Annotated in this window: 22 protein-coding genes; 13 read left to right on the forward strand and 9 right to left on the reverse strand. The window is 71.9% G+C overall.

Going from position 1 to position 26,139, the window contains the following annotated elements; translation table 11 throughout:
* The first annotated feature begins 3 nt into the window (after window positions 1-3).
* From ACOOHC_RS09390 to ACOOHC_RS09400, 3 genes are read left to right on the forward strand one after another with little or no spacing between them, the layout of a single operon-like run.
* Window positions 4-519: a (2Fe-2S)-binding protein gene (locus tag ACOOHC_RS09390; protein WP_420453728.1), complete on the forward strand. Its 516-nt coding sequence runs from the start codon at window positions 4-6 to the stop codon at window positions 517-519.
* Window positions 516-2,828, forward strand: coding sequence for a xanthine dehydrogenase subunit D (gene pucD, locus ACOOHC_RS09395; RefSeq protein WP_420453729.1), 2,313 nt, complete (start codon window positions 516-518; stop codon window positions 2,826-2,828). The genes ACOOHC_RS09390 and pucD overlap by 4 nt, the downstream gene beginning before the upstream one ends.
* Window positions 2,829-2,863: 35 nt before the next feature.
* Window positions 2,864-3,361: a phosphoribosyltransferase gene (locus ACOOHC_RS09400; protein WP_420453730.1), complete on the forward strand. Its 498-nt coding sequence runs from the start codon at window positions 2,864-2,866 to the stop codon at window positions 3,359-3,361.
* A gap of 31 nt (window positions 3,362-3,392) precedes the next feature.
* Here the strand turns inward: ACOOHC_RS09400 and ACOOHC_RS09405 are convergent, their stop codons facing one another.
* Entirely contained in the window at window positions 3,393-4,460 is a 1,068-nt protein-coding gene (locus ACOOHC_RS09405) for a site-2 protease family protein (RefSeq protein WP_420453731.1), read from the reverse strand.
* A gap of 133 nt (window positions 4,461-4,593) precedes the next feature.
* Window positions 4,594-6,162, reverse strand: a complete 1,569-nt coding sequence (locus ACOOHC_RS09410; protein WP_420453732.1) for a phytoene desaturase family protein — start codon at window positions 6,160-6,162, stop codon at window positions 4,594-4,596.
* Between the two features lie 163 nt (window positions 6,163-6,325).
* On the opposite strand from ACOOHC_RS09410, the gene ACOOHC_RS09415 reads away from it, so the two are divergent.
* The 5 genes from ACOOHC_RS09415 to ACOOHC_RS09435 all read left to right on the forward strand — a co-directional run bounded on the left by ACOOHC_RS09415 (window position 6,326) and on the right by ACOOHC_RS09435 (window position 10,731).
* Window positions 6,326-7,123, forward strand: coding sequence for a creatininase family protein (locus ACOOHC_RS09415; RefSeq protein WP_420453733.1), 798 nt, complete (start codon window positions 6,326-6,328; stop codon window positions 7,121-7,123).
* 124 nt (window positions 7,124-7,247) lie between these two features.
* Window positions 7,248-7,949, forward strand: coding sequence for an ABC transporter ATP-binding protein (locus tag ACOOHC_RS09420; protein ID WP_420453782.1), 702 nt, complete (start codon window positions 7,248-7,250; stop codon window positions 7,947-7,949).
* Complete coding sequence (locus ACOOHC_RS09425; protein ID WP_420453734.1) at window positions 7,946-8,872, forward strand: ABC transporter permease; 927 nt, start codon at window positions 7,946-7,948, stop codon at window positions 8,870-8,872. The genes ACOOHC_RS09420 and ACOOHC_RS09425 overlap by 4 nt, the downstream gene beginning before the upstream one ends.
* 115 nt (window positions 8,873-8,987) lie before the next feature.
* Entirely contained in the window at window positions 8,988-10,274 is a 1,287-nt protein-coding gene (locus ACOOHC_RS09430; RefSeq protein WP_420453735.1) for an ABC transporter substrate-binding protein, read from the forward strand.
* 10 nt (window positions 10,275-10,284) lie between these two features.
* A complete protein-coding gene (locus ACOOHC_RS09435; protein ID WP_420453736.1) occupies window positions 10,285-10,731 on the forward strand; it encodes a 6-carboxytetrahydropterin synthase in 447 nt (148 codons plus the stop codon).
* A 30-nt stretch (window positions 10,732-10,761) separates the two neighbouring features.
* Here the strand turns inward: ACOOHC_RS09435 and ACOOHC_RS09440 are convergent, their stop codons facing one another.
* Window positions 10,762-11,973, reverse strand: coding sequence for an amidohydrolase family protein (locus ACOOHC_RS09440; protein ID WP_420453737.1), 1,212 nt, complete (start codon window positions 11,971-11,973; stop codon window positions 10,762-10,764).
* 19 nt (window positions 11,974-11,992) lie between these two features.
* Here ACOOHC_RS09440 and ACOOHC_RS09445 point away from each other — a divergent pair, with 19 nt between their 5' ends.
* Window positions 11,993-13,174, forward strand: a complete 1,182-nt coding sequence (locus ACOOHC_RS09445; RefSeq protein ID WP_420453738.1) for an LLM class flavin-dependent oxidoreductase — start codon at window positions 11,993-11,995, stop codon at window positions 13,172-13,174.
* Between the two features lie 38 nt (window positions 13,175-13,212).
* Here the strand turns inward: ACOOHC_RS09445 and ACOOHC_RS09450 are convergent, their stop codons facing one another.
* The 4 genes from ACOOHC_RS09450 to ACOOHC_RS09465 form a co-directional block, all read right to left on the reverse strand.
* Entirely contained in the window at window positions 13,213-14,649 is a 1,437-nt protein-coding gene (locus ACOOHC_RS09450) for a diguanylate cyclase domain-containing protein (RefSeq protein WP_420453739.1), read from the reverse strand.
* A 127-nt stretch (window positions 14,650-14,776) separates the two neighbouring features.
* Window positions 14,777-16,366 (reverse strand): gamma-glutamyltransferase family protein, encoded by a 1,590-nt coding sequence (locus ACOOHC_RS09455; protein ID WP_420453740.1) that lies wholly within the window; start codon window positions 16,364-16,366, stop codon window positions 14,777-14,779.
* Window positions 16,367-16,440: 74 nt separating this feature from the next.
* Entirely contained in the window at window positions 16,441-17,250 is an 810-nt protein-coding gene (locus ACOOHC_RS09460; RefSeq protein WP_420453741.1) for a glycerophosphodiester phosphodiesterase family protein, read from the reverse strand.
* Between the two features lie 135 nt (window positions 17,251-17,385).
* Entirely contained in the window at window positions 17,386-18,939 is a 1,554-nt protein-coding gene (locus ACOOHC_RS09465) for an AMP-binding protein (protein WP_420453742.1), read from the reverse strand.
* Window positions 18,940-19,013: 74 nt separating this feature from the next.
* On the opposite strand from ACOOHC_RS09465, the gene ACOOHC_RS09470 reads away from it, so the two are divergent.
* Both ACOOHC_RS09470 and ACOOHC_RS09475 read left to right on the forward strand, forming a co-directional pair.
* Complete coding sequence (locus ACOOHC_RS09470) at window positions 19,014-19,682, forward strand: transglutaminase family protein (protein ID WP_420453743.1); 669 nt, start codon at window positions 19,014-19,016, stop codon at window positions 19,680-19,682.
* Between the two features lie 121 nt (window positions 19,683-19,803).
* A complete protein-coding gene (locus ACOOHC_RS09475; protein WP_420453744.1) occupies window positions 19,804-21,015 on the forward strand; it encodes an acyl-CoA dehydrogenase family protein in 1,212 nt (403 codons plus the stop codon).
* A 116-nt stretch (window positions 21,016-21,131) separates the two neighbouring features.
* Here the strand turns inward: ACOOHC_RS09475 and ACOOHC_RS09480 are convergent, their stop codons facing one another.
* A complete protein-coding gene (locus ACOOHC_RS09480) occupies window positions 21,132-22,025 on the reverse strand; it encodes a TIGR03620 family F420-dependent LLM class oxidoreductase (protein ID WP_420453745.1) in 894 nt (297 codons plus the stop codon).
* A gap of 129 nt (window positions 22,026-22,154) precedes the next feature.
* A complete protein-coding gene (gene ispH, locus ACOOHC_RS09485; RefSeq protein WP_420453746.1) occupies window positions 22,155-23,222 on the reverse strand; it encodes a 4-hydroxy-3-methylbut-2-enyl diphosphate reductase in 1,068 nt (355 codons plus the stop codon).
* A 47-nt stretch (window positions 23,223-23,269) separates the two neighbouring features.
* On the opposite strand from ispH, the gene ACOOHC_RS09490 reads away from it, so the two are divergent.
* Both ACOOHC_RS09490 and der read left to right on the forward strand, forming a co-directional pair.
* Complete coding sequence (locus tag ACOOHC_RS09490; protein WP_420453747.1) at window positions 23,270-24,751, forward strand: DUF512 domain-containing protein; 1,482 nt, start codon at window positions 23,270-23,272, stop codon at window positions 24,749-24,751.
* On the forward strand, window positions 24,748-26,124 hold the full coding sequence (gene der, locus ACOOHC_RS09495; RefSeq protein ID WP_420453748.1) for a ribosome biogenesis GTPase Der: 1,377 nt from the start codon (window positions 24,748-24,750) through the stop codon (window positions 26,122-26,124). The genes ACOOHC_RS09490 and der overlap by 4 nt, the downstream gene beginning before the upstream one ends.
* Window positions 26,125-26,139 lie beyond the last annotated feature (15 nt).

A 26,139-nucleotide genomic window follows, 5' to 3' on the forward strand; every position in this document is an offset into this window, starting at 1 on the left:
CCCGTGCGCGGGCACCGACGAGACGGGACCACGACGATGAGCAACGAGTACTTCACCCTCCGGGTGAACGGGACGGACCACGACGTGGCGGACTCGTGGTTGGGCGAGAGCCTCCTCGACGTGCTGCGCGACCGGATCGGGCTCATGGGCTCCAAGGGCGCGTGCACCCAGGGCGAGTGCGGGTCGTGCAGCGTGGTGGTCGACGGCGCCCTGGTGTGCTCGTGCCTCGTGATGGGAGCGACCGCCGTCGACCAGGAGATCGTGACGATCGAGGGCGTCGCCCCCGCCGGCTCGCCGAGCGACGTGCAGCAGGCCTTCGTCGACGCCGGTGCTGTCCAGTGCGGGTTCTGCACCCCCGGCCTGATCGTGGCGATCCACGACCTGCTCGAGCGCGCTCCCCGGCCGAGCGACACCGAGATCCGCGAGGAGCTCGCCGGCAACGTCTGCCGGTGCACCGGCTACGGGCGGATCATCGACGCCGTCCAGCAGGTCTGCGTCGCACGGGGGGAGCGGTCGTGACCGTCGTCGCCGAACCGATCGCCGCGATCCGGCCGGGTGCGGTCGGCGGGTCCCCGGCGCGCCCCGACGCGATCGAGAAGGTCCAGGGCAGCTTCGCGTTCTCCTCCGACCTGTCGGCGGACGGGTGCCTGTTCGGGGCGACGCTGCGCTCCCCGCACCCCCACGCCAGGATCCGCTCGATCGACGTCTCCGGCGCGTGGGGGATCGACGGGGTCGAGACCGTGCTCACGGCCGAGGACGTCCCCGGCCGCCCGACCTACGGCCTGATCGACCAGGACCAGGCCGTGTTCGCCTCCGACGTCGTGCGCTACGTCGGCGAGCCCGTCGCCGCCGTCGCCGCGAGCGACGCCGAGACGGCGCGCCGCGCCCTGCTCGCGATCGTCGTCGACTACGAGGTCCTCGAGCCGCTGCTCGACCCCGAGGAGGCCATCGCCGGCGGGCGCGACCCGATCCACCCGAACGGGAACGTCATCCGACACCAGCGCATCGTCCACGGCGATCCGACCGTCACCGGCGACGTCGTCGTCGAGGGCACCTACGAGATCGGGATGCAGGACCAGGCGTTCCTCGGTCTCGAGGCGGCGATCGCCCACCCCGACCCGGGCGCCGACGGCGTGGAGCTCCACGTCGCCACCCAGTGGCTGCACGAGGACCGCAAGCAGATCGCGGCCTGCCTGGGCTTCGACGAGGACAAGGTCCGCCTCGTGCTCGGCGGGGTCGGCGGCGCGTTCGGCGCTCGCGAGGACATCAGCCTGCAGGTGCACACCTGCCTGCTCGCGCTGCGCCTCGGACGACCCGTGCGCATGGCGTACTCGCGCTCGGAGAGCTTCCTCGGCCACGTCCACCGGCACCCCGCCACGATCTGGATGCGCCACCACGCCGACCCCGACGGCCGCATCGTGAACATCGAGGCCCGGTTCGTGTTCGACGGGGGCGCCTACGCGTCCACCTCGTCGGCGGTGCTGGTCAACGGGATCACGATGGCCCAGGGCCCGTACCGGTGCCCGAACGCCACGGTCGACGGGTGGGCGGTGCGCACCAACCACCTGCCGTGCGGGGCGATGCGCGGCTTCGGGGCGGTGCAGGCGTGCTTCGCGTACGAGTCCCAGATGGACAAGCTCGCCGATGCCTGCGGCCTCGAACCCGACGAGATCCGGCTGCGCAACGCGATGCGCACCGGCGACACCCTGATCACGGGCCAGCCGGTGATGAACGTCGCTCCCGTCGCCGAGTGCATCCGCGAGACCGCCGCGCTCGCCCTCCCCGACGAGCCGGTCGGCGGTCCGCCGCTGCCCGACGGGACACCCGACGCGATGAAGCTGCCCGGCGGGGCGGGGCGGACCGCCGACGCCGGCGACGTCGTGCGCGGGATCGGCTGGGGGGTGTCGATCAAGAACCTGATGTACTCCGAGGCCTTCGACGACTCGGCCACGGCGCGGTGCCGGCTGACCGACGGCGTCGCGACGCTGAAGTTCGCGACCGCCGAGGTCGGTCAGGGCTTCGTCACGATCGCGGCCCAGATCGCCCGATCGATCCTCGGCGTCGACGAGGTGGTGCTCGACCGCATCGACACCACGATCGGCTCGGCCGGGTCGACCTCGGCGTCGCGCCAGACGTGGATGAGCGGGGGAGCGGTCGACGCCGCCTGCCGCGCGGTGCGCGAGCGCCTGTTCGAGGCGGTCGGCGCCGCCCACGGCATCGACCCGGTCCGCTTCGTGATCGACGGGACCGACGTCGTCGACACCGCCGACGACCTGCGGTTGCCGGTGTCCGAGGCGGCGGCCGGGCTCGACCTCGACGAGACGGTCGAGTACCACCACCCGCCGACCGAGGAGATCGACGAGGACGGCCAGGGGAACTGCCACGTGGCGTTCGCGTTCGTCGCCCATCGGGCCGTCGTCGACGTCGACCCCGAGCTCGGCCTGGTCAAGGTGATCCAGATCGCGACGGCCCAGGACGTCGGCAACGCGCTCAACCCGCTGTCGGTGACCGGTCAGATCGAGGGCGGCATCGCGCAAGGCCTCGGGTTGGCGGTGATGGAGGAGATCATCCAGGTCGACGGGGTGATCCGCAACCCGAACTTCACGGACTACCTGCTGCCCACCTTCCTCGACATGCCCCCGGTCGTCGCGACGCTGATCGAGCAGCCCGACCCCCACGCGCCGCTGGGCGCCAAGGGCGTCGGTGAGCCACCGTGCATCTCGTCGACCCCGGCGATCGTCGCCGCGATCCGCGACGCCCTGCGTCGGGCGGGTTCACCGCGCGAGCTGGCGCGCGTCCCGGTCCGCCCCGCCGACGTCTGCCTCTGAGCCGCCGGGGCGATCGGCGGGTAGGTTCCGGGCGCATGTCCGACGAGCGCGAGATCTTGACCTGGGACCTGTTCGGTGAGTCGACGCGCGACCTGTCGCAGATGGTCGCCGACGACGACTACGCGCCCGACATGATCCTCGCGATCGCCCGGGGCGGCCTGCTGCCGGGAGGGGCGATGGGGTACGCGCTGTCGGTCAAGAACGTCTACACGATGAACGTCGAGTTCTACACCGGCATCGACGAGCGCCTCGACGTGCCGCGCATCCTCCCGCCCGCACCGGACTTCGTCGACCTCACCAACGGGAGGATCCTGATCGTCGACGACGTCGCCGACACCGGCAACACGTTGAAGTCGGTGCAGGAGTTCTGCCAGGGCAAGGTCGCCGAGGTCCGCACCGCCGTGATCTACGAGAAGTCGCACTCGGTCGTCAAGTGCGACTACGTGTGGCGTCGCACCGACCTGTGGATCAACTTCCCGTGGTCGGACAAGCCGCCGGTCGCCGCGCCCGACGGCTACGTCCCCGAGGCCTGAACCGCTCGGAGCGCCTCGGCCGTCGCTCCGCTCAGCCGAGGGCGGCGCGCTGGGCGGCGTCGAGGCGCTGGCGCAGGGCCTCGGGCGGGACGATGCCGGCGAGCTCGCCGTCGTTCCACACCGTGACGATCGGTCGCAGCGGGTTCAGCCGGGGCAGCACCGACGACAGGTCGTCGTCCGGGCCGGCCTGGGCCGTCTGGCTGAACGGGACCATCAGCGTGTTCAGCAGCACCATCGCCCGCTGCTCGGCGGGGACCGCCCACAGCTGGTCCTCGAGCACCACCCCGTCGAGCACGCCGTCGTCGTCCGCGTCGACGGCGACGGCGCCCGCGGCGCCGAGGCGCGACCGCTGCCAGATCATCGAGTCGGCGTCCATGTCGGCGCCGGCGTGGGCGAGGCCGAACCAGGTGAGGTCACGGACCTTGACGCCGTGGAGGTGCTGGCCGATCACCGACGCCGCGATCTCCGCCTTCGCGTTCGTCGCGATGAACAGCCCGGTGAGCGCGACGAACACCCCGAACTGGCCGTTCAGCATCAGCGCGACGCCGACCACCACCATCGACCAGCCGATCACGCGACCCGCGTTCGCCGCGTCGCGCATCGCACGGTACTTGTCACCCGTGCGCGCCCACCGCACGGCGCGCAGCACGCGACCGCCGTCGAGGGGCGAGCCGGGGAGCATGTTGAACACCGCGAGCAGGAGGTTGATGGCGCCGAGCCAGGCCAGCACGTTCGAGCGCAGCGCCACGGCGACGGCGAACGTGGCGCCGCCGATCACCAGGCTGACGAACGGGCCGGCGACCGCGATCAGGCCGTCCGCGCGCGGTGACGGCGGCTCGCGATCCAGGCGTGCGACGCCTCCGAGCGCCCAGAGGTCGATGCCGTCGGTGCCGACGCCGTGACGCCGGGCGACGAGGGCGTGACCCAGCTCGTGGGCGAGGATGGACACGAAGAACGCGACCACCGCGAGCGCTCCGGCGGCGAGTCCGAACGCCGCGGCGAGGTTGACGCCGAACAGGATCGCGACGAGCGCCACGCTCCAGTGCGCGCGGACCGGGATCCCGGCGATGCGACCGAGGTTGAGTGAGCCGGTGGACATGGTGTCGAGTGGGTCCTTCCAGGAGATCTGACACCTGGTGCAACCGTCCCCGCCGGTCCTCTGTTCCCCGTCGGCGCCTCGGGGTCCGTGACACCGGGCACGCACCACCCGTGGCGGGCACGACCGGCGGGCGTCAGGGCGTCGCCCGGTCCCAGCGCTCGAGGACGACCGTCGCGCAGTTCCGACCGGCCGCTCCCCACACCCCGGCGCCGGGGAACGTCGCCGCACCGGTCAGGTACAGGCCGCCGATCGGGGTCTCGTAGTCGGTGAGCTCGGGGTTCGGGTTGCGGAGCGCCGCCAGCGGGCCGCCGCCGAAGCTCGTCGCGTGCCCGGCGGGGAGGTGGAACTCCGTCTCGTAGCGATCGGGCGTCATCGCCCGCCAGTCCACGATCGAGTCGAGGAGCCCCGGTTCGCAGAGCCCGGCGAACGCCTCCAGCCATCGGCGAGGCTCGTCGCTGCCGGACCAGCCTCCCCGCAGCCGGTAGGGCGTGTACAGCGCCTCGATGCTCAGCACGTGCCGGCCCGGTGGCGCCATCGTGGGATCGAGGACGGTCGGGACGTTCACCAGCAGCGCCGGGCGCTCGTGCACCCGTCCCGACGCCATCAGCCGGTGGCCGCGATCGATCTCGGCGAGGCTCGGCGCGACGACCGTGGTGGGGCCCAGCGACCGCTCCTCGCCGAGCAGGCGGGGCAGAGCGTCGACGACGACGTCGAGCTTCGACTCGTAGCCGTCGGCGTGGGGGACCGAGCGCCAGCGACGGATCAGGTCGCGCGCCGCCGCAGGCGGGTCGCGCAACCACGCCAGGAAGGTGTCGTGGGGGTTGCAGGCCGAAACGACGATCCGCGCCGTCACCTCCTCGCCGTCGTCGAGGCCGACCCCGGCGACCGTGCCGGCGTCGCATCGGATCTGCGCGACGCGGGCGCCGGTCCGCACGGTCCCGCCAGCGGCCCGGAAGGCGGCGAGCAGCGACTCGGGGACGCGACCGCTGCCGCCGATCGGTCGCCCGACGCGGGCGACGTGGCGCATCGCCGGGGTGAGCGCACCGAGCCCCGACCGGGGGGTCTCGGGGGAGATCCCCCAGACGACCGGGCCGGTCACCGCTGCCGGCGCCCGGACGACCTCGGAGTCGAAGTGGGCGCGCAGCACGTCGGCGGTGCTGCGCCGACCCCAGCGCAGCAGGGTCGCCACCCCCGCGAGGCGGCGACGCAGCGCGAGCCTGGTGAGCGAGGCGATCGAGGGCGGTTCGTTCGCCGCCTCGAGCACCGTGCGCACCGCTGGGATCGCCGTCGTGGCGTAGCGCCGGTAGGCGTCCGCGTCCGCGGGCGCGACCGCCGCGATCTCGTCGACCGTGGCGTCGAGGTCGTGGTGGCTGGACCACATCGGCCCGATCCCACCGGGGGCCCCGGTCGCCCCCCAGGCCGCGTGGTGCTGCGCCGGGTCGACGTCGACGTACTCCAGCCCGTGCCGGCCGAGGTCGAGCTCGTCGGCGACGGGGGTCGTGCGGAACGTGAGGTGATCGCAGTTGCAGATGTTCACCGTCGCCCCCGCGAACGGTTCGCTCGCCGCCGTGCCGCCCACCGACGAGCGGGCCTCGAGCAGGAGGACGTCGAGCCCGGCGCGAGCGAGGTAGGCCGCGGTCACGAGACCGTTGTGCCCGGCGCCGATCACGACCGCGTCCACGTCGGTGCCCCGCCCGCTCACCGTGCCGCCCGTCTCACCGTGCCGCCCGTCTCACCCCGTCGCCCCTCACCCCGTCGCCCCTCACCCCGTCGCTCCGACCACCTCGCCAGTCTGGCTGCGTCGCGGCCGATCGCCGCGCCCGCGGATCGGCGATCGGCGCCCCCGACCGGCCTATCGTCGGCTCGTGCCATCGGAGGAGACCGAGCGACCGTCACGACTGCTCGCCGAGTCGCGCGCCCCCGACCTCGCCCGACTCGTCGGACCCGACTCGATCGTCGTCCAGCCCCTCGGGGCCATCGAGCAGCACGGCCCCCACCTGCCGTTCAACACCGACCTGCTGATCGCCGAGGCGGTGACCCACGCCGCCCTCGATCGCCTCGACGGCGACCCCGACGTGTGGGTGCTGCCCGCCCTCCCGTACACGAAGTCGAACGAGCACGCCTGGTCCTCGGGAACGATCTGGCTGTCCGCCACGACGATGCTCGCCGTGCTCGACGACATCGCGCGCTGCGTCGCGGCGACCGGTGCCCGTCGGCTGGTGTTCATGAACGGCCACGGCGGCAACTCGGCGCTCGTCGCGGTCGCCAACCGCGAGATCCGCCTCGCCCACGGGCTGATGACCTTCCTCGCCCACCCCGGCGTTCCGCCGGACCAGGGAGGGCCCTCGGCGTCCGACGAGGCCGGGATGGGCATCCACGGGGGGACCGACGAGACCTCCGTGATGCTCCACCTCGCCCCCGAGCTCGTCGACCTCGAGGCCGCGGTCCGCAACGTCCCCGAGGCGCTGGCCGACAACCGCCACGTCCGCTTCGGCGGCAGCGTGGCGTTCGGGTGGACGTCGGACGACTTCGGGCCCGACGGCCACATCGGCGACCCCACGACCGCGACGGCCGAGCGCGGCGCCGAGCTGCACGAGGCCGCCGTCGCGTCGTTCTGCGCGGCGCTGCACGAGATCGCGGCGTTCGAGCTGCCGCTGCGCTGATCCGGGTGCTCACACTCCCGACCCGCAGCGTTCACGCCCCGATGTTTGAAGCGCTCCGACGGCCACCGGTAGTGTCGCCCCCATCGTGGAGACCCTGACGGCGCTCGACTTCGACGGGATCGGCATGGTGTTCCCCGACGGGACCGAGGCGGTGCGCGACGTGTCCTTCCGCGTCGACCGCGACGAGTTCGTCACGATCGTCGGGCCGTCGGGCTGCGGGAAGTCGACCCTGCTGAAGATCGCGTCCGGTCTGCTCGATCCCACCTCCGGGCACGTCGCGATCGATCGCGACCACGTCGGCTACGTCTTCCAGGACGCGACCCTCCTGCCGTGGCGCACCGTGCGCCAGAACGTCGAGCTGCTCGCCGAGCTGCGCGACGTGCCGCGCGCCGAGCGCCGGCGACGGGCTCAGGAGGCGATCGACCTCGTCGGGATCTCGGGCTTCGAGGACCACTACCCGAAGTCGCTGTCGGGAGGGATGCGGATGCGCGCGTCGCTGGCGCGATCGCTCACGCTGAAGCCGCCGGTGTTCCTGTTCGACGAGCCGTTCGGCGCGGTCGACGAGATCACCCGCGAGCACCTCAACGACCAGACGCAGCTGCTGTTCCGAGCGGAGCGCTTCGCCGGGCTGTTCATCACCCACTCGATCGGCGAAGCCGTGTTCATGAGCACCCGCGTCATCGTGATGTCGGCCCGACCGGGTCGCGTCGTCGCCGAGTTCGAGATCCCGTTCGACTACCCGCGCCCGGCCGAGCTGCGCTTCGACCCGGCGTTCGCGACCCTCAGCGGCGAGATCTCGCGCGAGCTGCGGGGCGGTCACCGATGACCGACCTGCGGCGCGATGCGGGCGACGCCGCGGCGGGCGTCGACGACCCCACCGGGGCCCCGGCGCCGCTGCCGCTGGACGGCGCGGGCTCCGAGCTCTCCGAGGTGGCCGTGCCCCGACGGACCGGCACCTCGCGCGGATGGCTCGAGACCGTCGTGCCGCCGCTGATCGTCGGAGCGGCGACGATCGGGCTGTGGTACCTCATCTCCTACGTGGTCCTCGCCGAGCGCCGCCAGTTCATGCTCGAACCGCCGCACCGGGTGATCTCGGTCGGCTTCCTCGACGGTGACAACCTCGGCCAGCTGCTGGACGGTCTGTACTGGAGCACCCGGGTCGCGCTGATCGGGCTGGTCATCTCGATCGTGCTCGGGATCACGATCGCCGTGCTGATGAGCCAGGCGTTCGTGATCGAGCGCGCCGTGTTCCCGTTCATGGTCATGCTGCAGGCGATCCCGATCCTCGCGATCGTGCCGCTGATCTCGTTCTGGTTCGGGACCGGCGAGAACGCCCGGGTCATCGTGTGCGTGCTGATCTCGCTCTTCCCGATCATCGTCAACACCCTCTTCGGGCTGCAGTCCGCGGACCGCGGGCTGCACGAGCTGTTCACCCTCCAGCACGTGTCGCGCTGGACCCGGCTGCGCAAGCTGATGTTCCCGGCCGCGCTGCCGGCGCTGTTCGCCGGTCTGCGCATCTCCGCGGGGCTGTCGGTCATCGGCGCGATCGTCGGCGACTTCTTCTTCGGCCGGGGCAAGCCGGGGCTCGGCCAGCTGCTCAAGCGGTACGCCAGCCGGATCGAGGGCGAGCTGCTGCTCTCCGCGGTCATCGTGTCGTCGCTGCTCGGGGTCGCCGTCTTCCTCCTGTTCGGGTGGATGCAGAACCGTGCGATCGGGAAGTGGCACGAATCCGGTGGAGCCCCGCGATGACCCGACCGCCCGATCGCCCGATCCACCGGAACCGACCCGACCACCACCCCCGACCCCGCCCACGCCCGCTCGAAGCCGCTGACGGGACCTCCCCCCGAACCTCCACGGAGACGACATGACCACGACCACCACCCGCCGATTCGGCGCCCTCGCCGCCATCGCCATCGCGGTCGCCGCGTGCGGCAGCGACGACGCCGCGGAGCCCACCGACGGCGCGACGGCCGAGACCAGCGACGCGGCCCCGGCGACCGAGGCGGCCACCGACGACACGGTCGCGTCGGCGGGCACGACCGCCACGGTGGACACCGCCGGCGAGGAGCCGACGGGCACCGACGCCGACGCGACCGACGGATCCTCGGCACCGGGGGTGGGAGCGTCGCTCGCCGACGTCTGCCCCGATCCGATGGTGATCCAGACCGACTGGTTCCCGGAGGCCGAGCACGGAGCGCTGTACGAGCTCGTCGGAGACGACTACGAGGTCGACGTCGACGCACGCGTCGTGCGCGGGTCGATGGTGGCCGGCGGGGAGGAGACCGGCATCGGCATCGAGGTCCGCACCGGAGGGCCGGCGATCGGCGGGCAGACGGTGGCGGCGGAGGCCTACAGCGACGACGACATCACCCTCGCCTACGCCAACACCGAGGCCCAGGTGCTCCAGTTCGACGCGACGCCGCTCGTGTCGGTCGTCGCGCCGCTGGAGATCAACCCCCAGATCATCTACTGGGACCCCGCGACGTACCCCGACGTCGAGACGCTGGCCGATCTCGGAGACGAGGAGGTCACGATCAACATCTTCGGCGGTGGGGTGTTCTCCGACGTCTTCGTCGCGAACGGGACCTGGAGCGAGGACCAGGTCGACCCCTCCTACGACGGCAGCCCGGCGCGCTTCATCTCCGAGGACGGGGCGATCGCCCAGCAGGGCTTCGCCTCCGCCGAGCCGTACAGCTACGAGGAGGAGTTCGAGGAGTGGGGCCAGCCCGTCGCGTTCCAAACGCTCCACGACGCGGGCTTCGAGGTCTACTCCCAGACCCTGGCGGCCCGACCCGACGACATCGCCGAGCTGAGCGACTGCCTGAGCGCTTTCGTGCCGATGGTGCAGCAGGCGGCCATCGACTTCATCGAGGCTCCCGACCGGGCGAACGCGATCATCATCGACGCCGTCGAGTCCTACGACGACTTCTGGCAGTACAGCGATGGGCTCGCCCGGTACTCGGTCGAGACGCAGCGGGAGCTCGGCCTCGTCGGCAACGGACCCGACGACACGCTCGGCGACATGGAGGAGGATCGGATCCAGACGGTGATCGAGCAGATCCGCGACGACGCCGGCCTGGACGTGTCGCCCGACCTGGTGGCGACGGACCTCTTCACCAACGAGTTCATCGACCCCTCGATCGGCATGTGAGACTCGGGGGGTGACCACCGAGACCGAGACCTCACGAGCGACCACGGAGCCGAAGCACGACGAACCGGCCGACGACGCTCTCGAGCTGTCGATCACGGCCGCGATCCAGGCGCGGTGGGCGCACCGCGTCGACGGGCTGATCCACAGCCACCCCTGGACCGTCGAGGCCACGGTCGTCGGGCCCGCCGACGCGGACATGGTGATCCCCGCGGACGACCTCGAGGCCATGCTCCACCGCCTCGTCGTCGATTGGCAGGGGAGGTACCTCACCGACGTCGACGTCGGGAACTGGAAGGGCTACGACGCGCTCGTGTGGGACCGGGAGCCGACCGTGGAGGAGATCGCACGCCGGCTGTGGTCCCGCCTCGACGGCCAGCTCGCGGGGCTGAGGGCGATCGCCGTCGTCGAATCGACGGAGTTCGATCGCTGCCGCACCGTGCGCCTCGTGCGCCGTTGACGTCGGCCGCGCCCGTCGCGAGGCCGTCGATCAGGGGTGCACGCGCTCGCCGGCGCGCCAGACCACCCGGTCGGCGGGGCCGAACGCGATCGCCTCGCGGACGGTGTCGGCCCGCACGGCGACCAGGTGCGCGGCCGAGCCCACCTCGACCGTGACGGCCTCGCGGCCGGTGGCCGCAGCGCTCGCGGTCGAGACCGTCGCCCACGCCTCGTGGGGGAGGAGGTGGGCGGCCATCGTCATCAGTCCCGCGGTCTCGAACGGGCACGCCCGTCCGAGGGGGTTGAACGGGTCCTGCAGGTTGTCGGCTCCGGCGGCGACGACCGCCCCGGCCGCACGCAGCGCAGCGACCGCGGTCAGCCCGCGCGGCATCGGGGCCCACCCGCGGCCCTGCAGGAACAGGTTCGTGTGGGGGAGCGCGACGACCGCGATCCCGGCCTCGGCGACCCGCTCGGCGATCCGTCGCTGGGTCAGCTCGTCCTGCGTGCCCAGGCTCACGCAGTGGCTGGCGGTCACCGAGTGCGAGAAGCCCGCGCTGGTGAGCTCGGCGAGGATCGACAGGCCGAGGACCGACGCGTCGAGGGTCTCGTCGGTGTGCAGGTCGACGTCGGCGCCGACGTCGGTGGCCAGCTGGAGGAGGAACTCGGTGGCCTCCCGTGCCGACCCCTCGTCCTCGAGGTGGGGCACCCCGCCGACCACGTCGGCGCCGACCGCCATGGCCTCGGTGACGAGGGCTCGCTGGTCGGCCCCGCCCGCGCCGGTCACCGGCCACCCGCACAGCGCGACGATCTCGACGTCGATGACGTCGGCGACGCGGCGCTTGACCTCGCTCAGGGCCTCGATGCTGCGCAGGCCGTGGTCGACGGTGGTGTCGGCGTGGGACCTCACCGCCCGGTAGCCGTTCGCCGCCATCAGGCGCGCCGCGCGCTCGGCGCGCTCGGCGGTCTCCTCCACTCCGAGCAGGTGGCGGTTCGAGCGCATCGCCGTGATCGCGCCCATCAGATCACCGGTCGGGTTCGCGATGCGCTCCGCGAGGAAGGCCTTGTCGAGGTGGGCGTGCGGCTCGACGGCGGCGGGCAGGAGCAGGTGACCGGCGAGCTCCTCCACCACCTCGCCGTCGGCCGCCGCGAGGTCACCGATCTCGGAGATCGCTCCGTCGTCCAGGCGCACGTCCGCGACCGCGCCCCCGACCCCCGCTTCGTCCTCGTGAACGATCGTGACCCGTCGGAGGAGGGTGGTGGGCATCTGCGCGAAGATAGCGAGCGTGGTCGCTGCGCAGGATCTGAAGCTCGGGGCGTTCTTCTTCGGTGGCGTCGAGCTGGCCGACGCGGGTGCGGGCCCGCCCGCCCCGATGGACCGCCGCTCCACCAACGAGGAGTGCTGGGCGGCGACGCTCGACTACGTGAACTCCGCGATCGAGGCCGAACGCCTCGGCTACGACTCGTTCTGGACGACGGAGCACCACTTCCAGTACGAGGGGTACGAGGTGATCCCGAACGGGATCCTCATCTCGACCTGGATCGCGGCGCGCACCACCCGCCTGCGGTTCGGATCCATGTTCAACGTCGTCCCCCAGTGGAACCCCATGCGCCTCGCCGAGGACTTCGCGACCCTGCACAACCTCTCGGGAGGTCGGGCGATGCTCGGCGTCGGCCGGGGGACCGTCCCACGCGAGGTGCTGCACCTGAACGATCGCGGGGTGTCGATCGGGTCGCAGGACAATCCCGACCAGGCGGCCGACGACCGGCGCAACCGCGAGGTGTTCGAGGAGTCGATGGAGATCGTCCGCCGCGCCCTCGGCCAGGAGCGCTTCTCGTTCCACGGCGAGCACTTCCAGGTCCCGATCGAGGGGATCCCCGATCGGGGCTCGACCGTCCAGGACCTCACGCTGATCCCGCGGCCCCTCCACCCGTACGAGATCTGGCAGGCCGTCACCTCGCCGCCGACCCTCGAGTACGTTCCCGTCGTCGGCCACGGCGCCGTGTTCTGGAACCAGCACCACAGCTTCATCAAGCGGTTCTGGGACACCTACGGGGAGCGCTACGCCGCCGCCCACGACGGCGTGGAGCTGGAACCCCACGAGAAGCGGATGCTCGTGGTGTCGGTGCGCGTCGAGGACACGATGGAGCAGGCGCGCAGCAGCGCGAGACCCGGTCACGACGAGTTCTGGAAGTTCCTCGGTCCGTACGGGTGGAGCCGGGGGTACATGGGGCCCGACGGGCGGCCGTCACCGCCGGGGCTGATCCCGACGCTCGACGAGTCGATCGAGAACATGACGATCCTGCTCGGACCGCCCGACGAGGTCGCCCGCCAGGTGCAGTTGCTCAAGGACCTGCTCGGCTTCGAGCACCTGACGATCTTCCCCCACCTCCTCGGAGACAGCTACGCGAAGGCCGACGAGCAGATGGCGCGCTTCCGCGAGGAGGTCCAGCCGCTGCTGACCTGACGGTCGTCCACCCCGGCGGCGGTCGCCCGACGACGGGCTCAGGCGCGACGGTCGCCGTCCCCGGTCGCGCGTCCGTCGTGGACCCGACCGCCGCCGGCTCGCTTGGCGACGTACATCGCCCGGTCCGCGCCCGCGACGGCGACCTCCACGTCGGTCGCCGAGTCGACGTGCACGAAGCCGATGCTGGCCGACACCCGGTGCTCGATCCCGTCGACGACGATCGGCGAGGCGAGGGCGTCGAGGAGCCGATCGGCGAACTCGGCGGCGTCGCCTGCGGTCTTGGGCCCGCTCGCGAACGGTCCGAGGACGACCGCGAACTCGTCGCCGCCGAGGCGGGCGATCACGTCCGTCGATCGGGTCACCGCCGTGAGCCGTTCGGCCACGACGCGCAGAACCCGATCACCGGTCGAGTGGCCGTGTCGGTCGTTGATGTGCTTGAAGTCGTCGAGATCGACGAACAGCACCGACAGCCCGTCGTCGCCCCGATCGAACCCGTCGACGCGGCTCCTCAGCCCCAGGCGGTTGGGGAGCTCGGTGAGCGGGTCGTGGTGGGCGGCGCGGGCCAGCATCGACTCGGCGCGCACCCGCAGCAGCACGACCGATGCCAGCTCGGCAGCTCGGCGCAGGCGTTCGCCGACGCCGAGCGCGGGGATGTGGTGGACGGGCGTGAACACGACGATGCGGTAGTCCTGGTCGACGCTCGGGACCGCGACGTCGACGTGGAACGCGTCGACCAGGCCCAGCGCCGTGAGCCCCCTCGACACCGAGCTCGACAGGTCGGCGACCGCGGTGTTCGTCGGCCCCGGCGCCGGACGCACGAGGGGCGCCAGCTCGCCGGCCTCGGCGCCGCGCCGGAGGACCTCGCCCAGCGCCGGGGTGCTCGCCACGATCACCTCGGCGCTCCCGCCGCTCCGGCTGGCGAGGACGGCCGACTCGATCTCGAACGGCGTCGCCGAGATCAGGTCCAGGATCAGCTCGAGCTGGTTGACGACGTCGCCGCCCATCGCGACACCGGCGAGCACGCGCTGGAAGATGTCCCGCTCCGCCGCGGAGCGGACCTCGAAGATGATCCCGCCGACGTCGGGTTCGTGGAACGCGTCTCGCCCGATCACCTCGACCGGCAGCACCTCACCCGAGCTCGACACGATGCGGAAGTTCACCGGTGCCCACGGTCGGTCGAGGACCGCGGTCCCGTGCGTGTGCTTCGAGGCCAGGTCGATGAACGCCTCGGCGATCCAGGCCGCATCCTCGTCGTGGATGAAGTCGAACATCTCGACCGACGACTCCACGTACGGCGAGGCCCAGCCGCCCAGCCGGAGCATCGCCTCGTTCGCGTAGACCACCGACCCGGCGGCGTCGACCACGATCAGCGCGGTGGGGCTGAGGTCGAGCACCCGGCGCGCCGAGCGCTCCGTCGCGCCGCCCCGCCCCTCGAGGTGGTCGAAGGCCCCGTGGTCCCGCGCGGGCGCGCTCATCGGGTCGCCGGCGCCGTCGGATCGATCGCGGTGGGCGACCGCCGCCGCGGGCGGGGGACCTCCCCCGTCCGGGCGTCCGCCCGCTCCGTCGCCGATCGGAGCGCCGGGACGGCACGGTTCGTGACGGTCACCCTCCCGCACAGCTCCCCACCACCGTCCGGGGATCGCTGCAGCCGATCCAGATCTCGTCGCGTCCGCGCACGATGGCGTGGGCGTGGCCGAACATCGAGTCCCACGTCGGGGTGCGCTCCACGTGGTGGCCGAGGTCGCGCAGCCCGTCGGCCCACGACTCCGACGCCTGCCCCTCGACCATCACGGTCGGGGCCGATGTCTCGCTCCAGGTGTCGAACCCCGTGGTCCCGCGCAGCGCCCAGCGACCCGCCGTGATCGCCCGGCCCGCGCTCTCGCGGTGGTGGAACAGGCGAGCGGCGACCTGGAGCAGGATCTGGGGTTGCGCGTCGCCCCCCATCGTGCCGAGGACCGCGACGAGGTCTCCGTCGTCACGGGTGGCGAGAGCCGGCGACAGGGTGTGCGGAGGCCGCGAACCGGGCGCCATCTCGGCGGGGTGACCGGCGACGAGGCTGAAGCCGATCCCGCGGTTGTGCAGGTTGATCCCCGTCGAGGGCTCGCTCAGGTGGCTCCCGAAGCCGGAGGCGTTCGACTGGATCAGCGAGACCGCCATCGGACCGCCGCGACCCGAGCGGCCGGCGGTGCACAGGTAGGTGGTGTCGCCGTCCCCGGAGGCCATCACCGCGCCCGAGGCAGCCCGTGCGTCGACCTCGCCCAGGCGGCCGCCGATCGCACCGAGGAGCGCGTCGCCGTCCGCTCCCTCGTGGAGCACCGCCGGTCGGTCCCGACCGGCCGCGACGGACGCCTCGATCAGCAGGTGCGCCCACATCGGGTCGTCGGGGTTCGTCGGCAGGTCCAGGCGCGACGCCAGCCCGGAGGCCCCGAGCGTCAGGTAGCCCTGCGAGTTCGGCCCGATCGTGTGCAGGTCGACCCCGAACGCCGGTGCGGTCAGCGGCTCGACCCAGTCGGCGTGCGACCGCTCCAGGTCGCTCGGCTCGAACCACCCGTCGCCGAGGCGCAGCAGACCGTCGCCGAACTCGCCGGTGTAGAAGCCCTCGCGCCCGTGATCGGCGATCGCACCGAGGGCGCGCGCGACCCCCTCGCGACGGACCCGGTCGCCTCGCCGCCCGACCTGGCTGGCGAGGTCGTCGAGGCCGACGCGGCCCTGCTCGTCGAGCGCTGCGACCGACGCCGCGAGCGGTCCGCTGGCCGGGAAGCCGTGCGTCGCGAGCGCGATCGCCGGAGCGAGGATCGTCGACAGCGGCAGCGTGCCGAACCGCTCGTGCAGCGCCGCCCACCCGTCGACGCACCCGGGGATCGTGACGGAACCGACGTGGTGCCGGAACGGGACCTGCGCGTACCCAGCGGAGCGCAGCCGCTCGGCCGACGCACCCGCCGGGGCGCGCCCGGACGCGTTGAGCGCGTGGACCTCGCCCTCGACGTGGACGAGCGCGAAGAGGTCACCCCCGAGCCCGCACAGGTGCGGTCCGACGACCGCCATCGCGGCGTTGACGGCGATCGCGGCGTCGAGGGCGTTGCCGCCCCGCGCGAAGGTCGCCACCCCGGCCGAGGTGGCCAGGTGGTCCGCTGAGGCCACGAGGTGGTCCGGAGCGCGGACCGAGCGCGGCGGCGGGTTGACGATCGACATCGAGACCACGACAGTACGACACCCGGGCGGAGTCGCGCTCGGCGGGCGGGCGAGGGGGCGACCGCGTCGGGAGCTCACGTCGTCCAGAGGTCGCGCTCGACGTAGACCGCCCGCAGCACGTCCGCCCGGTCGGTCATGATGCCGTCGACGCCGAGGTCGACGAGCCGCCCCATCTCCGCACGCTCGTTCACCGTCCACACGTGGACGTCGACGCCGCGGCGTCGTGCCGAGGCGACGAATCGTCGATCGACGACGGTGAACCGTCCGACGCGCACGCGCACCTGGGCGACGCGCGGCGCGGAGCCCGGGAGGCGGCCGAGCACGCGCAGGGCGGCCGTCTCGACGGGGCTGGTGTTCGTGAGCAGACCCGGACCGAGCAGGGAGCGGAGGCGTCGGAGCCGGCGCAGCTCGAACGAGGCCAGGCACACCCGATCGAGGGCGTCGTGGCGCCGGACGAGGTCGGCCAGCGGCTCGACCGTCGCGTCGGACTTCGCATCGATGTTGAAGCGGACGTCGGCGAAGCGCTCGAGGAGCTCGGCCATCGTCGGGATCCGGTGGTCACCGCCGACCCGGGCACGTTCGACCTCGGACGCCGTCATCTCGTCGATCCGCCCGTCGAGGCCGCACGTGCGCAGCAGGTCGGGATCGTGGAACGCGACGAGCACCCCGTCGACGGTGAGGTGGACGTCGGTCTCGAGGTACCGGTAGCCGATCGACACCGCGTGCTCGAACGAGGCGGTCGTGTTCTCCGGAGCCACGTCCTGACCGCCGCGGTGGGCGATCGCGAGCGGCCCGTCGTGACGCAGGTACGGGTGGGGCGCCGTCCCGCCGCCCGGGTCGCCACCGTCCGCCCGCCGCCGGGTCCCGCTGCGTCGTCGTCCCACCTCGGCCAGTCAACCCGGCACCGCCCCGCACCCCACCGCCCCGCACCCCACCGCAGCGCACCCCTCGGTGGTGCCCGCCGCGCCCCTCGACCCCGGAGCGGGGCGACGGCGGCGATCGGAACGGTCCGGCGATCGTCAGATCGAGCGTCCGGCGGCCGACCAGTACTCGTCCTTGAGGATGCGCTTGTACAGCTTCCCCGTCGGGTGGCGGGGCAGATCGGGACGGAAGTCGATCGACCGCGGGCACTTGACGTCGGCGAGCTTGGACCGGCAGAACCGGATCAGCTCGCCGGCCAGCTCCCGGGCGGCGTCGTCGTCGGCGGGCATCTCGCGCGGCTGCACGACGGCCTTCACCTCTTCGCCGAAGTCCTCGTTCGGGACCCCGAACACGGCGACGTCGATGACGTCGTCGTGGGTGACGAGGACGTTCTCCGCTTCCTGCGGGTAGATGTTGACGCCTCCGCTGATGATCATGAAGGCCTTGCGGTCGGTGAGGTACAGGTAGCCGTCCTCGTCGAGGTAGCCGACGTCGCCGAGCGTCGACCACCCCTTCGGGTGGCGCGAGGCGCGGGTCTTGTCCGGGTCGTTGTGGTACTCGAAGGTCCCGCCGCCGTCGAAGAAGATCGTCCCGGACGATCCGACGGGGACCTCCTCGCCCTCCTCGTCGCAGATGTGCAGGGTGCAGTTGATCGGCGTCCCCACCGTGCCCTCGTGGGCCAGCCACCCCTCGGGGCTCGCGTACACGAAGCCGTTGCCCTCCGAACCCGCGTAGTACTCGTGGATGACCGGCCCGAACCAGTCCATCATCGCCTTCTTGGTCGGGACCGGGCAGGGGGCGGCGGCGTGGATGACCGCCTGCAGCGACGACACGTCGTACGAGCTCCGCACCGACTCCTCGAGCTTCAGCATGCGGATGAACATGGTCGGCACGACCTGGCTGTGGGTGATGCGGTGCTCGTCGACGAGCTGCAGGTAGCGCTCGGCGTCGAAGTTCTCCATCGCGACGATCGAGGCGCCGAGAGCGTGCTGGGACATGCAGAACCGCAGCGGGGCGGCGTGGTAGAAGGGCGCCGGCGACAGGTAGCGGGTGTCGGCATCCATCCCGAACAGCAGCTGGCAGATGGTCGTGACCCCGTTGTTCCACGTCTCGAGCGGCTCGTTCGGGAAGTCACGGGCGATGCCCTTGGGCATCCCGGTCGTCCCCGACGAGTAGAGCATGTCCATCCCCGCGACGCGCTCCTCGTCGAGCGGCTCGCCGGGGTGCGCGCGCACCGCGTCCTCGTAGCTGTCGTAGCCGTCGATCGTGCCGTCGAGCATCAGCCGCAGCTCGACCGCCGGGGTGCTCGCCGCGACCTCGGCGGCCTGCTCGGCCTTGTGCATCGAGGTGATGTACGCACGCGCGCCGCAGTCGGTGAGGACGTACTCGAGCTCGGCGCTGCCGAGGCGCGACGAGGCGCAGGTGTAGATCAGCCCGGCGTAGTGGCACCCCCCCACGATCTCCAGGTAGCGGTCGTGGTTCTCCAGGCAGATCGCGACGTGGTCACCGGGGTTCAGCCCCGCCGAGCGCAGCAGGCGACTCAGCCGGTTGGCGGCGGCGTCCAGCTCGGCGTAGGTCTGGGTGAACCCCGACTCGGCCATCGTCACGGCCGGTGAGTCGCCGCGGGTCTCGAGGTGCGCTCCTGGGAACATGGTGCGGAACGTAGCCGCGAACCCCGAGGGCGGTGAATCCGACGGCGGTCCGACGTGGCGGTAGCGTGCGCGAGGTGAGCGTGGCGCGTTTCGCAGCGGCGATGGACGCCACCGACATCGAGCTCGACGTCGCGTGCCTGGCGATCGCCAGCGCGCTGCAGCGCCCGCACGACGAGATCGAGTGGCTCGCGGCGCTCGACCTGCTCGCCGGCGAGTGCCCGACGCCGACGGCGACGGGGGTCGCTCGGCACCTGTTCTCCGACCTCGGGTTCCGCGGCAACTCGGGGGCGTACTACGACTGGCGCAACTCGTGCCTGGACCGGGTGATCGAGACGCGCGTCGGGATCCCGATCACCCTGTCGGTGCTGATGATCGAAGTCGCCCGCCGCGTCGGCGTCGCGCTCGTCGGGGTGGGGATGCCGTCGCACTTCCTCGTGCGCACCGTCGAGGAGCCGGTGCGCTTCTTCGACCCGTTCGACGGGGGGACCGAGCTCGACGCCGACGGAGCCCGGCGGCTGTTCGTCCAGGTCACCTCCGGACAGGTCCCGTGGCGGGACGACTTCCTGATGCCGACGCTCGCCCAGACGGTCGTCATCCGGGTGCTGAACAACCTGCGTGCGATCTTCCAGGACCGTGGCGACCGGTTGCGGCTCGCGCTGGTGATGGAGATGCGCTCCCGGATCCCTCAGCTCGCTCGCTCCGAGCGGGACGCGATCGCCGGGGCGACCGCGGTGTTCAACTGAGCGCCGTCCCACCCGCCGGCCGCTCGACGCCCCCGGGGCACGTGCCGGCGAGCGATGCGCGCCCCTCGTGGTTCGCCGTGCGGTGCGTCGTCGTGGGCCCGGCACCAGTAGCGTCAGGCGCATGTCCGTGATCGAGCAGACGTCCACACTGAGCGCGGAGGAACGACGGGTCAGCGACCTGGTCGACGAGCTCCTCGAGAGCTTCCCGCCCTCCGACACCGACCCGCGCACCTTCCTCGGCGAGCAGTTCGACCGGGGCCTGGCGTGGGTGCACTTCCCCGAGGGCGACGGCGGTCTCGGGCTCAACCCGAAGCTGCAGCGCACCATCAACGAGCGCGTCTTCGCGGCTGGCGGCCCGAACCCGACGTACCGCAACCCGATCGGGATCGGGATGTGCGGGCCGACCGTGGCCGCGTGGGGGAGCGAGGAGCAGAAGCAGCGCTACCTGCGCCCCCTGTTCACGGGCGAGGAGATCTGGTGCCAGCTGTTCTCCGAGCCGGGTGCCGGCTCCGACTTCGCGGGGCTCGCGTCGTCGGGGACCCGCGACGGTGACGAGTGGGTGTGCAACGGCCAGAAGGTGTGGACGACGCTCGCGCACCTGTCGTCGTTCGGGCTGCTGATCGTGCGCACCGACCCCTCGGCCGTGAAGCACGCCGGGCTGACCGCGTTCGTCGTCGACATGAAGGACCCCTCGGTCGAGATCCGGCCGCTGCGCCAGATGACCGGCGAGGCCGAGTTCAACGAGGTGTTCTTCGACGACACCCGGATCCACGAGTCCGAGATGCTCGGGTCGCCCGGCGACGGGTGGCGGGTGTCGCTGACGACGTTGATGAACGAGCGGGTGTCGATCGGGGGGACCATCCCGCAGAAGGGATCGGGGACGATCTCGGCGCTGGTGACCGCCTGGCAGGACGCCGATCCGGCGCTGCGCACCCCCGCGCGGCTCGACGAGGTGATGCAGCTGTGGTCGCGTGCCGAGGTGTCGCGGCTGACCAACATCCGTGCGAACCAGAACCGCAAGATGGGCGATCCCGGTCCGGAGGGCTCGATCGGCAAGATGGCCTCGGCCGATCTGAACAAGGACATCTACGAAGCGGTGATGGACGTGATGGGAGCGGAGGGGCTGCTCTACGGCAGCTACGAGATGATCCGCCCCGAGACCGCGATGGGCAGCGACACGCCGCAGAAGGCGTTCCTGCGGGTCCGGGCCAACTCGATCGAGGGCGGCACCTCCGAGGTGATGCGCAACATCCTCGGCGAACGCGTCCTCGGCCTCCCCGGCGACGTCCGCGTCGACCGCGAGGTCCCCTGGAGCGAGGTCCCCCGCAACTGACGCACCCGCCCACGACGTCGCGTTTCGGGTCTGACCCGTAACGCGACACGTGACCCGTGACGCGACACGGCGGCGGTGCGTCGCGTTACGGGTCAGACCCGAAACGCGACGTCGTGTCAGGCGTCCAGGGGCGCGAGGAGCTCGAGGACGCGGCGGTCGGGGACGCCGCGCTCGGCGTCACCGGGAGCGACCGGCTGGATGCAGACGTGGGTGGCGCCGGCGTCGAGGTGCGCCTGGACGCCGGCGCGGATCCGGTCCTCGTCGCCCCACACGAACACGGCGTCGACGAAGCGGTCCGATCGCTGCTCGATCTCGTCCTCGGTGAAGCCGAGGCGCTTCCAGTTGTTCCGGTAGTTCGGCAGGTCGGCGTAGATCGAGAGCTGGGCGAGCGCCGCCGTGCGCGCTGCGTCGGCGTCCGTCGTCAGGCACACCTTCTGCTCGACGCACAGCAGCGCGTCGGGCCCGATCGCCTTGCGCGCCGTGGAGGTGTGCTCCGGCGTCGTCCAGTAGGGGTGCGCGCCGTCAGCGGCCGATGCCGACAGCTCGAGCATCTTGGGTCCCAGGGCGGCCAGCACGACCGGCACCGCATCGGCGGGGCGCCGCCCGCCGAAGGGCTGGGCCTCCATCTGCTCCAGGTACTCGCGCATCTTGGTGAGCGGCTTGGAGTAGTCGAGGTTCGGCAGCCCCGCGACCATCGGCCCGTGCGACACCCCGAGGCCGAGGAGGAACCGCCCGCCGGTCTGCTCGCCGAGGGTGTTGGCCACCTGCTTCATCGGCCCCGGGTGCCGGTGGAAGACGTTCGCGATCCCGGTCGCGAAGTTCAGGCGGGTGGTCTGCGAGGCCAACCACGCGATGTGCGCGAACGGGTCGCGGCCGACCGTGTCCGGGAGCCACAGGGTCGAGTAGCCGAGCGACTCCACCTCCTGCGCGAACTCGGCGGCCTCGTTCGCCGCCATCGCGTCGGTGAAGAACCAGACGCCGGTCGTGGGAAGATCGTCTCGAACGCTCATCGCCGAGACCGTAGGGTCGTCAGCGCTCGGATCGGTCACCCGAGGCGACGACGGTCGGGTCGAGACCCCGTCCGTGCACGTCGAGGTGACCGACCGCCGGGTTCGCCGAGTCGTGCCCGCCGGGTCTGGTCACGCCGTCAGCGAGGCGAGCACGTCGCTCGCGCCGAGGCTGCGATCGTCCATCCCGGGGCGGTCGATCAGGCTCCCGCCGAGCAGCACCGTGGCCGCCTCCTCGATCGCGGCCTGCAGCTCGCGGATGTTGCGCGGGGGAGGGAAGTACTCGTCCTCGTCGGTGACCATCACCAGCTCGACACCGCCCGAGGGATCGAGGAACTCGACGACCGCGTCGACGAGCTCCTCGGGCGCCGACGCCCCCGCCGTCAACCCGACGCACCCCGACAGGTCGTCGGGGAGCTCGCTCACGTCGTTGATGCGGAAGACGCGCTCGCAACCCTCGTGGCGGGCCAGCTTCTCGAGGGCGACGGTGTTCGACGAGTTGGCCGAACCGATCACGACGATCGAGTCGCAGCGACGGGCCAGCTCCTCGATCGCCGCCTGGCGGTTCGTGGTGGCGAAGCACAGGTCGCTGCGGCCCGGCGTCCACACGTCGGGGAAGCGCTCGCGCACGGCGACGGCGACGCCGTCCCAGTCGCGGTGCGACAGGGTGGTCTGCGCGAGCAGCGCGACGGGCTCGTCGGTGTCCGACAGCGCAGCGACGTCGTCGACCGACTCGACCCGGTCGATCGATCGCGGTGCGACCGCCATCGTCCCGACCGCCTCCTCGTGACCCTCGTGACCGACGTAGACGATCCGGTACCCCTTGTTCGCGCGCACCTTGACCTCGTGGTGGACCTTGGTGACGAGCGGGCACACCGAGTCGACCACGTAGGAGCCGCGCGCTCGAGCGGCCTCGACGACCTCGGGAGCCGACCCGTGGGCGGAGAGCATGATCGGGCTGCCGGGAGGGACGTCGTCGATGTCGTCCACGAACACCACTCCCTGCTGCTCGAAGCGCCGCACGACGAGCTTGTTGTGGACGATCTCGTGGTAGCAGTACACCGGGCCGGGGAAGGAGCGCACCATCCAGGCGAGGGCCTTGATGGCCATCTCGACCCCGGCGCAGAAGCCGCGCGGCTGCGCCAGCAGGACGACGTCGACGTCGGGCGCTGCTGGTCGTGACGTCGGCACCTCGCTCATCGGCCTCCGAATCTACCGATGCGGGCCGCCGGTAGCGTGGTGCGGTCATGTCGAGCACCCTCACCCGATCCCTCGCGCCGATGGTCGTTTCCGTCGCGCCCGGGTCGCCGGCCGACCTGCTCGGGGTGCGCGAGGGCGACGAGATCGTCCGGGTCAACGGCGAGGTGCCGCGTGACGTCATCGAGTGGCAGATGGCGACCGACGAGGCCGAGGTCGACCTCGACGTGCGGCGCGGCGCGGTCGAGCTGTCGATCGAGGTCGACAAGGCGGCCGGGAGCCCGCTGGGGATCGAGGTGTCGAGCGCCGTGTTCGACCGGGTCCGCACCTGCGACAACCACTGCGAGTTCTGCTTCATCTACCAGCTCCCCAAGGGGATGCGCCGGTCGCTGTACCTGAAGGACGACGACTACCGACTGTCGTTCCTGTACGGGAACTTCACCACCCTCACGCGCTTCACCGAGTCCGATCTCGAACGGGTCGTCACCGAGCGGTTGTCTCCGCTGCACGTGAGCATCCACGCCACCGACCCCGACGTGCGCTCCGCGATGCTGAAGAACGATCGGGGGGCGATGAGCCTGCGGTGGCTGCGGGCTCTGCTCGACCACGGGATCACCGTGCGCGGCCAGGTCGTCGTGTGCCCCGGCGTCAACGACGGCGCGGTGCTGGAGGCGACGATGGCCGGCATCCTCGACCGCTTCCCCGAGCTCGACTCGGTCGCTGTCGTCCCCCTCGGGATCTCGAGGTTCAACGGCGAGGACGCGATGCGCGCCCACACCCTCGACGAGGCACGTCGCGTGGTCGACACCGTCGCCGAGTGGCAGGACGTGTTCCGTGCGACGCTGGGCCGGCGCATGGTGCACGCCGCCGACGAGTACTACCTGATGGCGCAGCGCGAGTTCCCCGACGCGGATCGCTACGAGGGGTTCCACATGCACGAGGACGGGATCGGCATGGCGCGCACCTTCCAGGCCGAGTTCGACGGCGACGCCTTCGACGCGACCGGACCCCGGCGCGGGTTCTTCGCGGCGGTGGACGCCCCGCCGAACCCCACCGAGTACACGGCCCTGCGCTCGTCGACCGGTCCGGGCGGATCGTCCACCGACGCCTCGACGCCGCCATCGTGCGACACGGCCACGACTTTCGATCCCTCGCCGGGCGCGGCCGTCTCCTCCCCGGTCACGCTGTCGCCGCGTCGGACCGCCGCGGTCGGGGTGCTCACCGGCACCCTCGGCGCGCAGGTGATCGAGCCCCTCGTCGAGTCGCTCGGACGCGACGACGTGCGGGTGATCCCCGTGGGCAACGAGTTCTTCGGAGGCAACACGGGGGTCACCGGGCTGATGACCGGCGCCGACGTGGCCCGCGTCCTCGCCGACCAGCCGACGGGCCATCGCTACCTGCTGCCCGACGTCTGCCTGTCCGACGAGGGCCGCTTCCTCGACGGCGTCACCACCGACGATCTCCCGCGGCCGGTCGAGGTCGTCGAGACCGACGGCATCGCGCTGCGTCGAGCACTGGAGGACCGAGCATGACCACCGCCGATCTCACCGAGCGAACCGCCGAGGTGGTCGACCTGCCCACGGTCGTCATCGTCGGGCGACCCAACGTCGGCAAGAGCACCCTGTTCAACCGGATCATGGGCAGCCAGCAGGCGATCGTCGAGGACCAGCCGGGGATCACCCGCGACCGCAAGGAGCTCGAGGCGTCGTGGCTCGAGGTGGAGTTCCGCCTGATCGACACCGGCGGGTGGATGCCGCCCGGGCACGGCTCCGACCTCGACGACAAGGTCAGCGCCCAGGTCGAGGAGGCGGTCGACGACGCCGACGTCGTCCTGTTCGTGGTCGACGCGTCGGTCGGGCTGACCGACGACGACTCGATGATCGCGAACTGGCTGCGGCGATCCGGCCACGAGGTGATGGTCATCGCGAACAAGGCCGACAACGATCGTCGCGAGACCGACCGCTGGGAGTTCCTCTCGCTCGGTCTCGGAGACCCGATCCCGGTCAGCGCGCTCCACGGCCGGCGCGCCGGCGACCTGCTCGACGAGGTCGTCGCACGGTTCCCCGACGAGGCGCGCGCCCCACGCGACCACCCCGGTGAGCCCGGCTCCGGAGACGATCCGGACGACGTCGCTCCCGACGCCCCGCGCATCGCGATCGTGGGCCGTCCGAACGTCGGCAAGAGCACCCTGTTCAACCGCCTGGTGGGGGAGGACCGCGCCGTCGTCCACGACATGGCCGGCACGACCCGGGACGCGATCGACACCCTGGTCGAGACCGAGGACGGTCCGATGGTGTTCATCGACACCGCCGGGATGCGCCGCAAGGGCCGCATCGACGACTCGACCGAGTACTACTCCATGGTCCGGGCGCTGCGAGCGATCGACGACGCCGACGTCGCCCTGCTGGTGATCGACGGGACCGAGGGCGTCACCAGCCAGGACCAGCGCCTCGCCGAGCGGGTCGATGCGTCGGGCTGCCCGATCCTGATCGTGCTGAACAAGTGGGAGCTGGTCGGTGCCGAGGACCGCATCGACGTGATGTCCGAGCTGCACCGCAAGCTGGCGTTCGTGGGTGACGCTCCGATCCTCAAGATCTCGGCGTTGACCGGCAAGAACGTGACCCGCCTGCTCCCTCACCTGCGCGAGTCGATCGCGCAGTACCACACGCGGCTGCCGACGAAGGACGTCAACAAGGTCCTCGCCGCGGCCCAGCAGCGCGCCCCGGGCCCGAAGGGGGCCAAGGTGCTGTACGCGATGCAGGGCGCGACCGACCCGCCGACGTTCACCCTGTTCGTCAACCGGGAGATCCCGGCCACCTACCTGCGCTACCTCGAGCGAACGATCCGCGAGGAGTTCGGGCTGGGCTCGACGGCGATCAAGATGCGCGTCCGGAAGCGGTCGTGACGTGCCCTGGTGCGA

The organism is Ilumatobacter sp., assembly GCF_965215205.1.
Classification (GTDB): domain Bacteria; phylum Actinomycetota; class Acidimicrobiia; order Acidimicrobiales; family Ilumatobacteraceae; genus Ilumatobacter_A.

What these genes read in the sequence shown, in the direction of transcription:
- ACOOHC_RS09480 (WP_420453745.1), bottom strand. Translation starts at nt 22,025, where the DNA reads ATGAGCGTTCGAGACGATCTTCCCACGACCGGCGTCTGGTTCTTCACC.
- ACOOHC_RS09450 (WP_420453739.1), bottom strand. Translation starts at nt 14,649, where the DNA reads ATGAGCGCGCCCGCGCGGGACCACGGGGCCTTCGACCACCTCGAGGGG.
- ACOOHC_RS09405 (WP_420453731.1), bottom strand. Translation starts at nt 4,460, where the DNA reads ATGTCCACCGGCTCACTCAACCTCGGTCGCATCGCCGGGATCCCGGTC.
- ispH (WP_420453746.1), bottom strand. Translation starts at nt 23,222, where the DNA reads ATGAGCGAGGTGCCGACGTCACGACCAGCAGCGCCCGACGTCGACGTC.
- ACOOHC_RS09430 (WP_420453735.1), top strand. Translation starts at nt 8,988, where the DNA reads ATGACCACGACCACCACCCGCCGATTCGGCGCCCTCGCCGCCATCGCC.
- ACOOHC_RS09490 (WP_420453747.1), top strand. Translation starts at nt 23,270, where the DNA reads ATGTCGAGCACCCTCACCCGATCCCTCGCGCCGATGGTCGTTTCCGTC.
- ACOOHC_RS09475 (WP_420453744.1), top strand. Translation starts at nt 19,804, where the DNA reads ATGTCCGTGATCGAGCAGACGTCCACACTGAGCGCGGAGGAACGACGG.
- ACOOHC_RS09425 (WP_420453734.1), top strand. Translation starts at nt 7,946, where the DNA reads ATGACCGACCTGCGGCGCGATGCGGGCGACGCCGCGGCGGGCGTCGAC.
- ACOOHC_RS09455 (WP_420453740.1), bottom strand. Translation starts at nt 16,366, where the DNA reads ATGTCGATCGTCAACCCGCCGCCGCGCTCGGTCCGCGCTCCGGACCAC.
- ACOOHC_RS09440 (WP_420453737.1), bottom strand. Translation starts at nt 11,973, where the DNA reads ATGCCCACCACCCTCCTCCGACGGGTCACGATCGTTCACGAGGACGAA.
- ACOOHC_RS09465 (WP_420453742.1), bottom strand. Translation starts at nt 18,939, where the DNA reads ATGTTCCCAGGAGCGCACCTCGAGACCCGCGGCGACTCACCGGCCGTG.
- ACOOHC_RS09420 (WP_420453782.1), top strand. Translation starts at nt 7,248, where the DNA reads ATGGTGTTCCCCGACGGGACCGAGGCGGTGCGCGACGTGTCCTTCCGC.
- der (WP_420453748.1), top strand. Translation starts at nt 24,748, where the DNA reads ATGACCACCGCCGATCTCACCGAGCGAACCGCCGAGGTGGTCGACCTG.
- ACOOHC_RS09400 (WP_420453730.1), top strand. Translation starts at nt 2,864, where the DNA reads ATGTCCGACGAGCGCGAGATCTTGACCTGGGACCTGTTCGGTGAGTCG.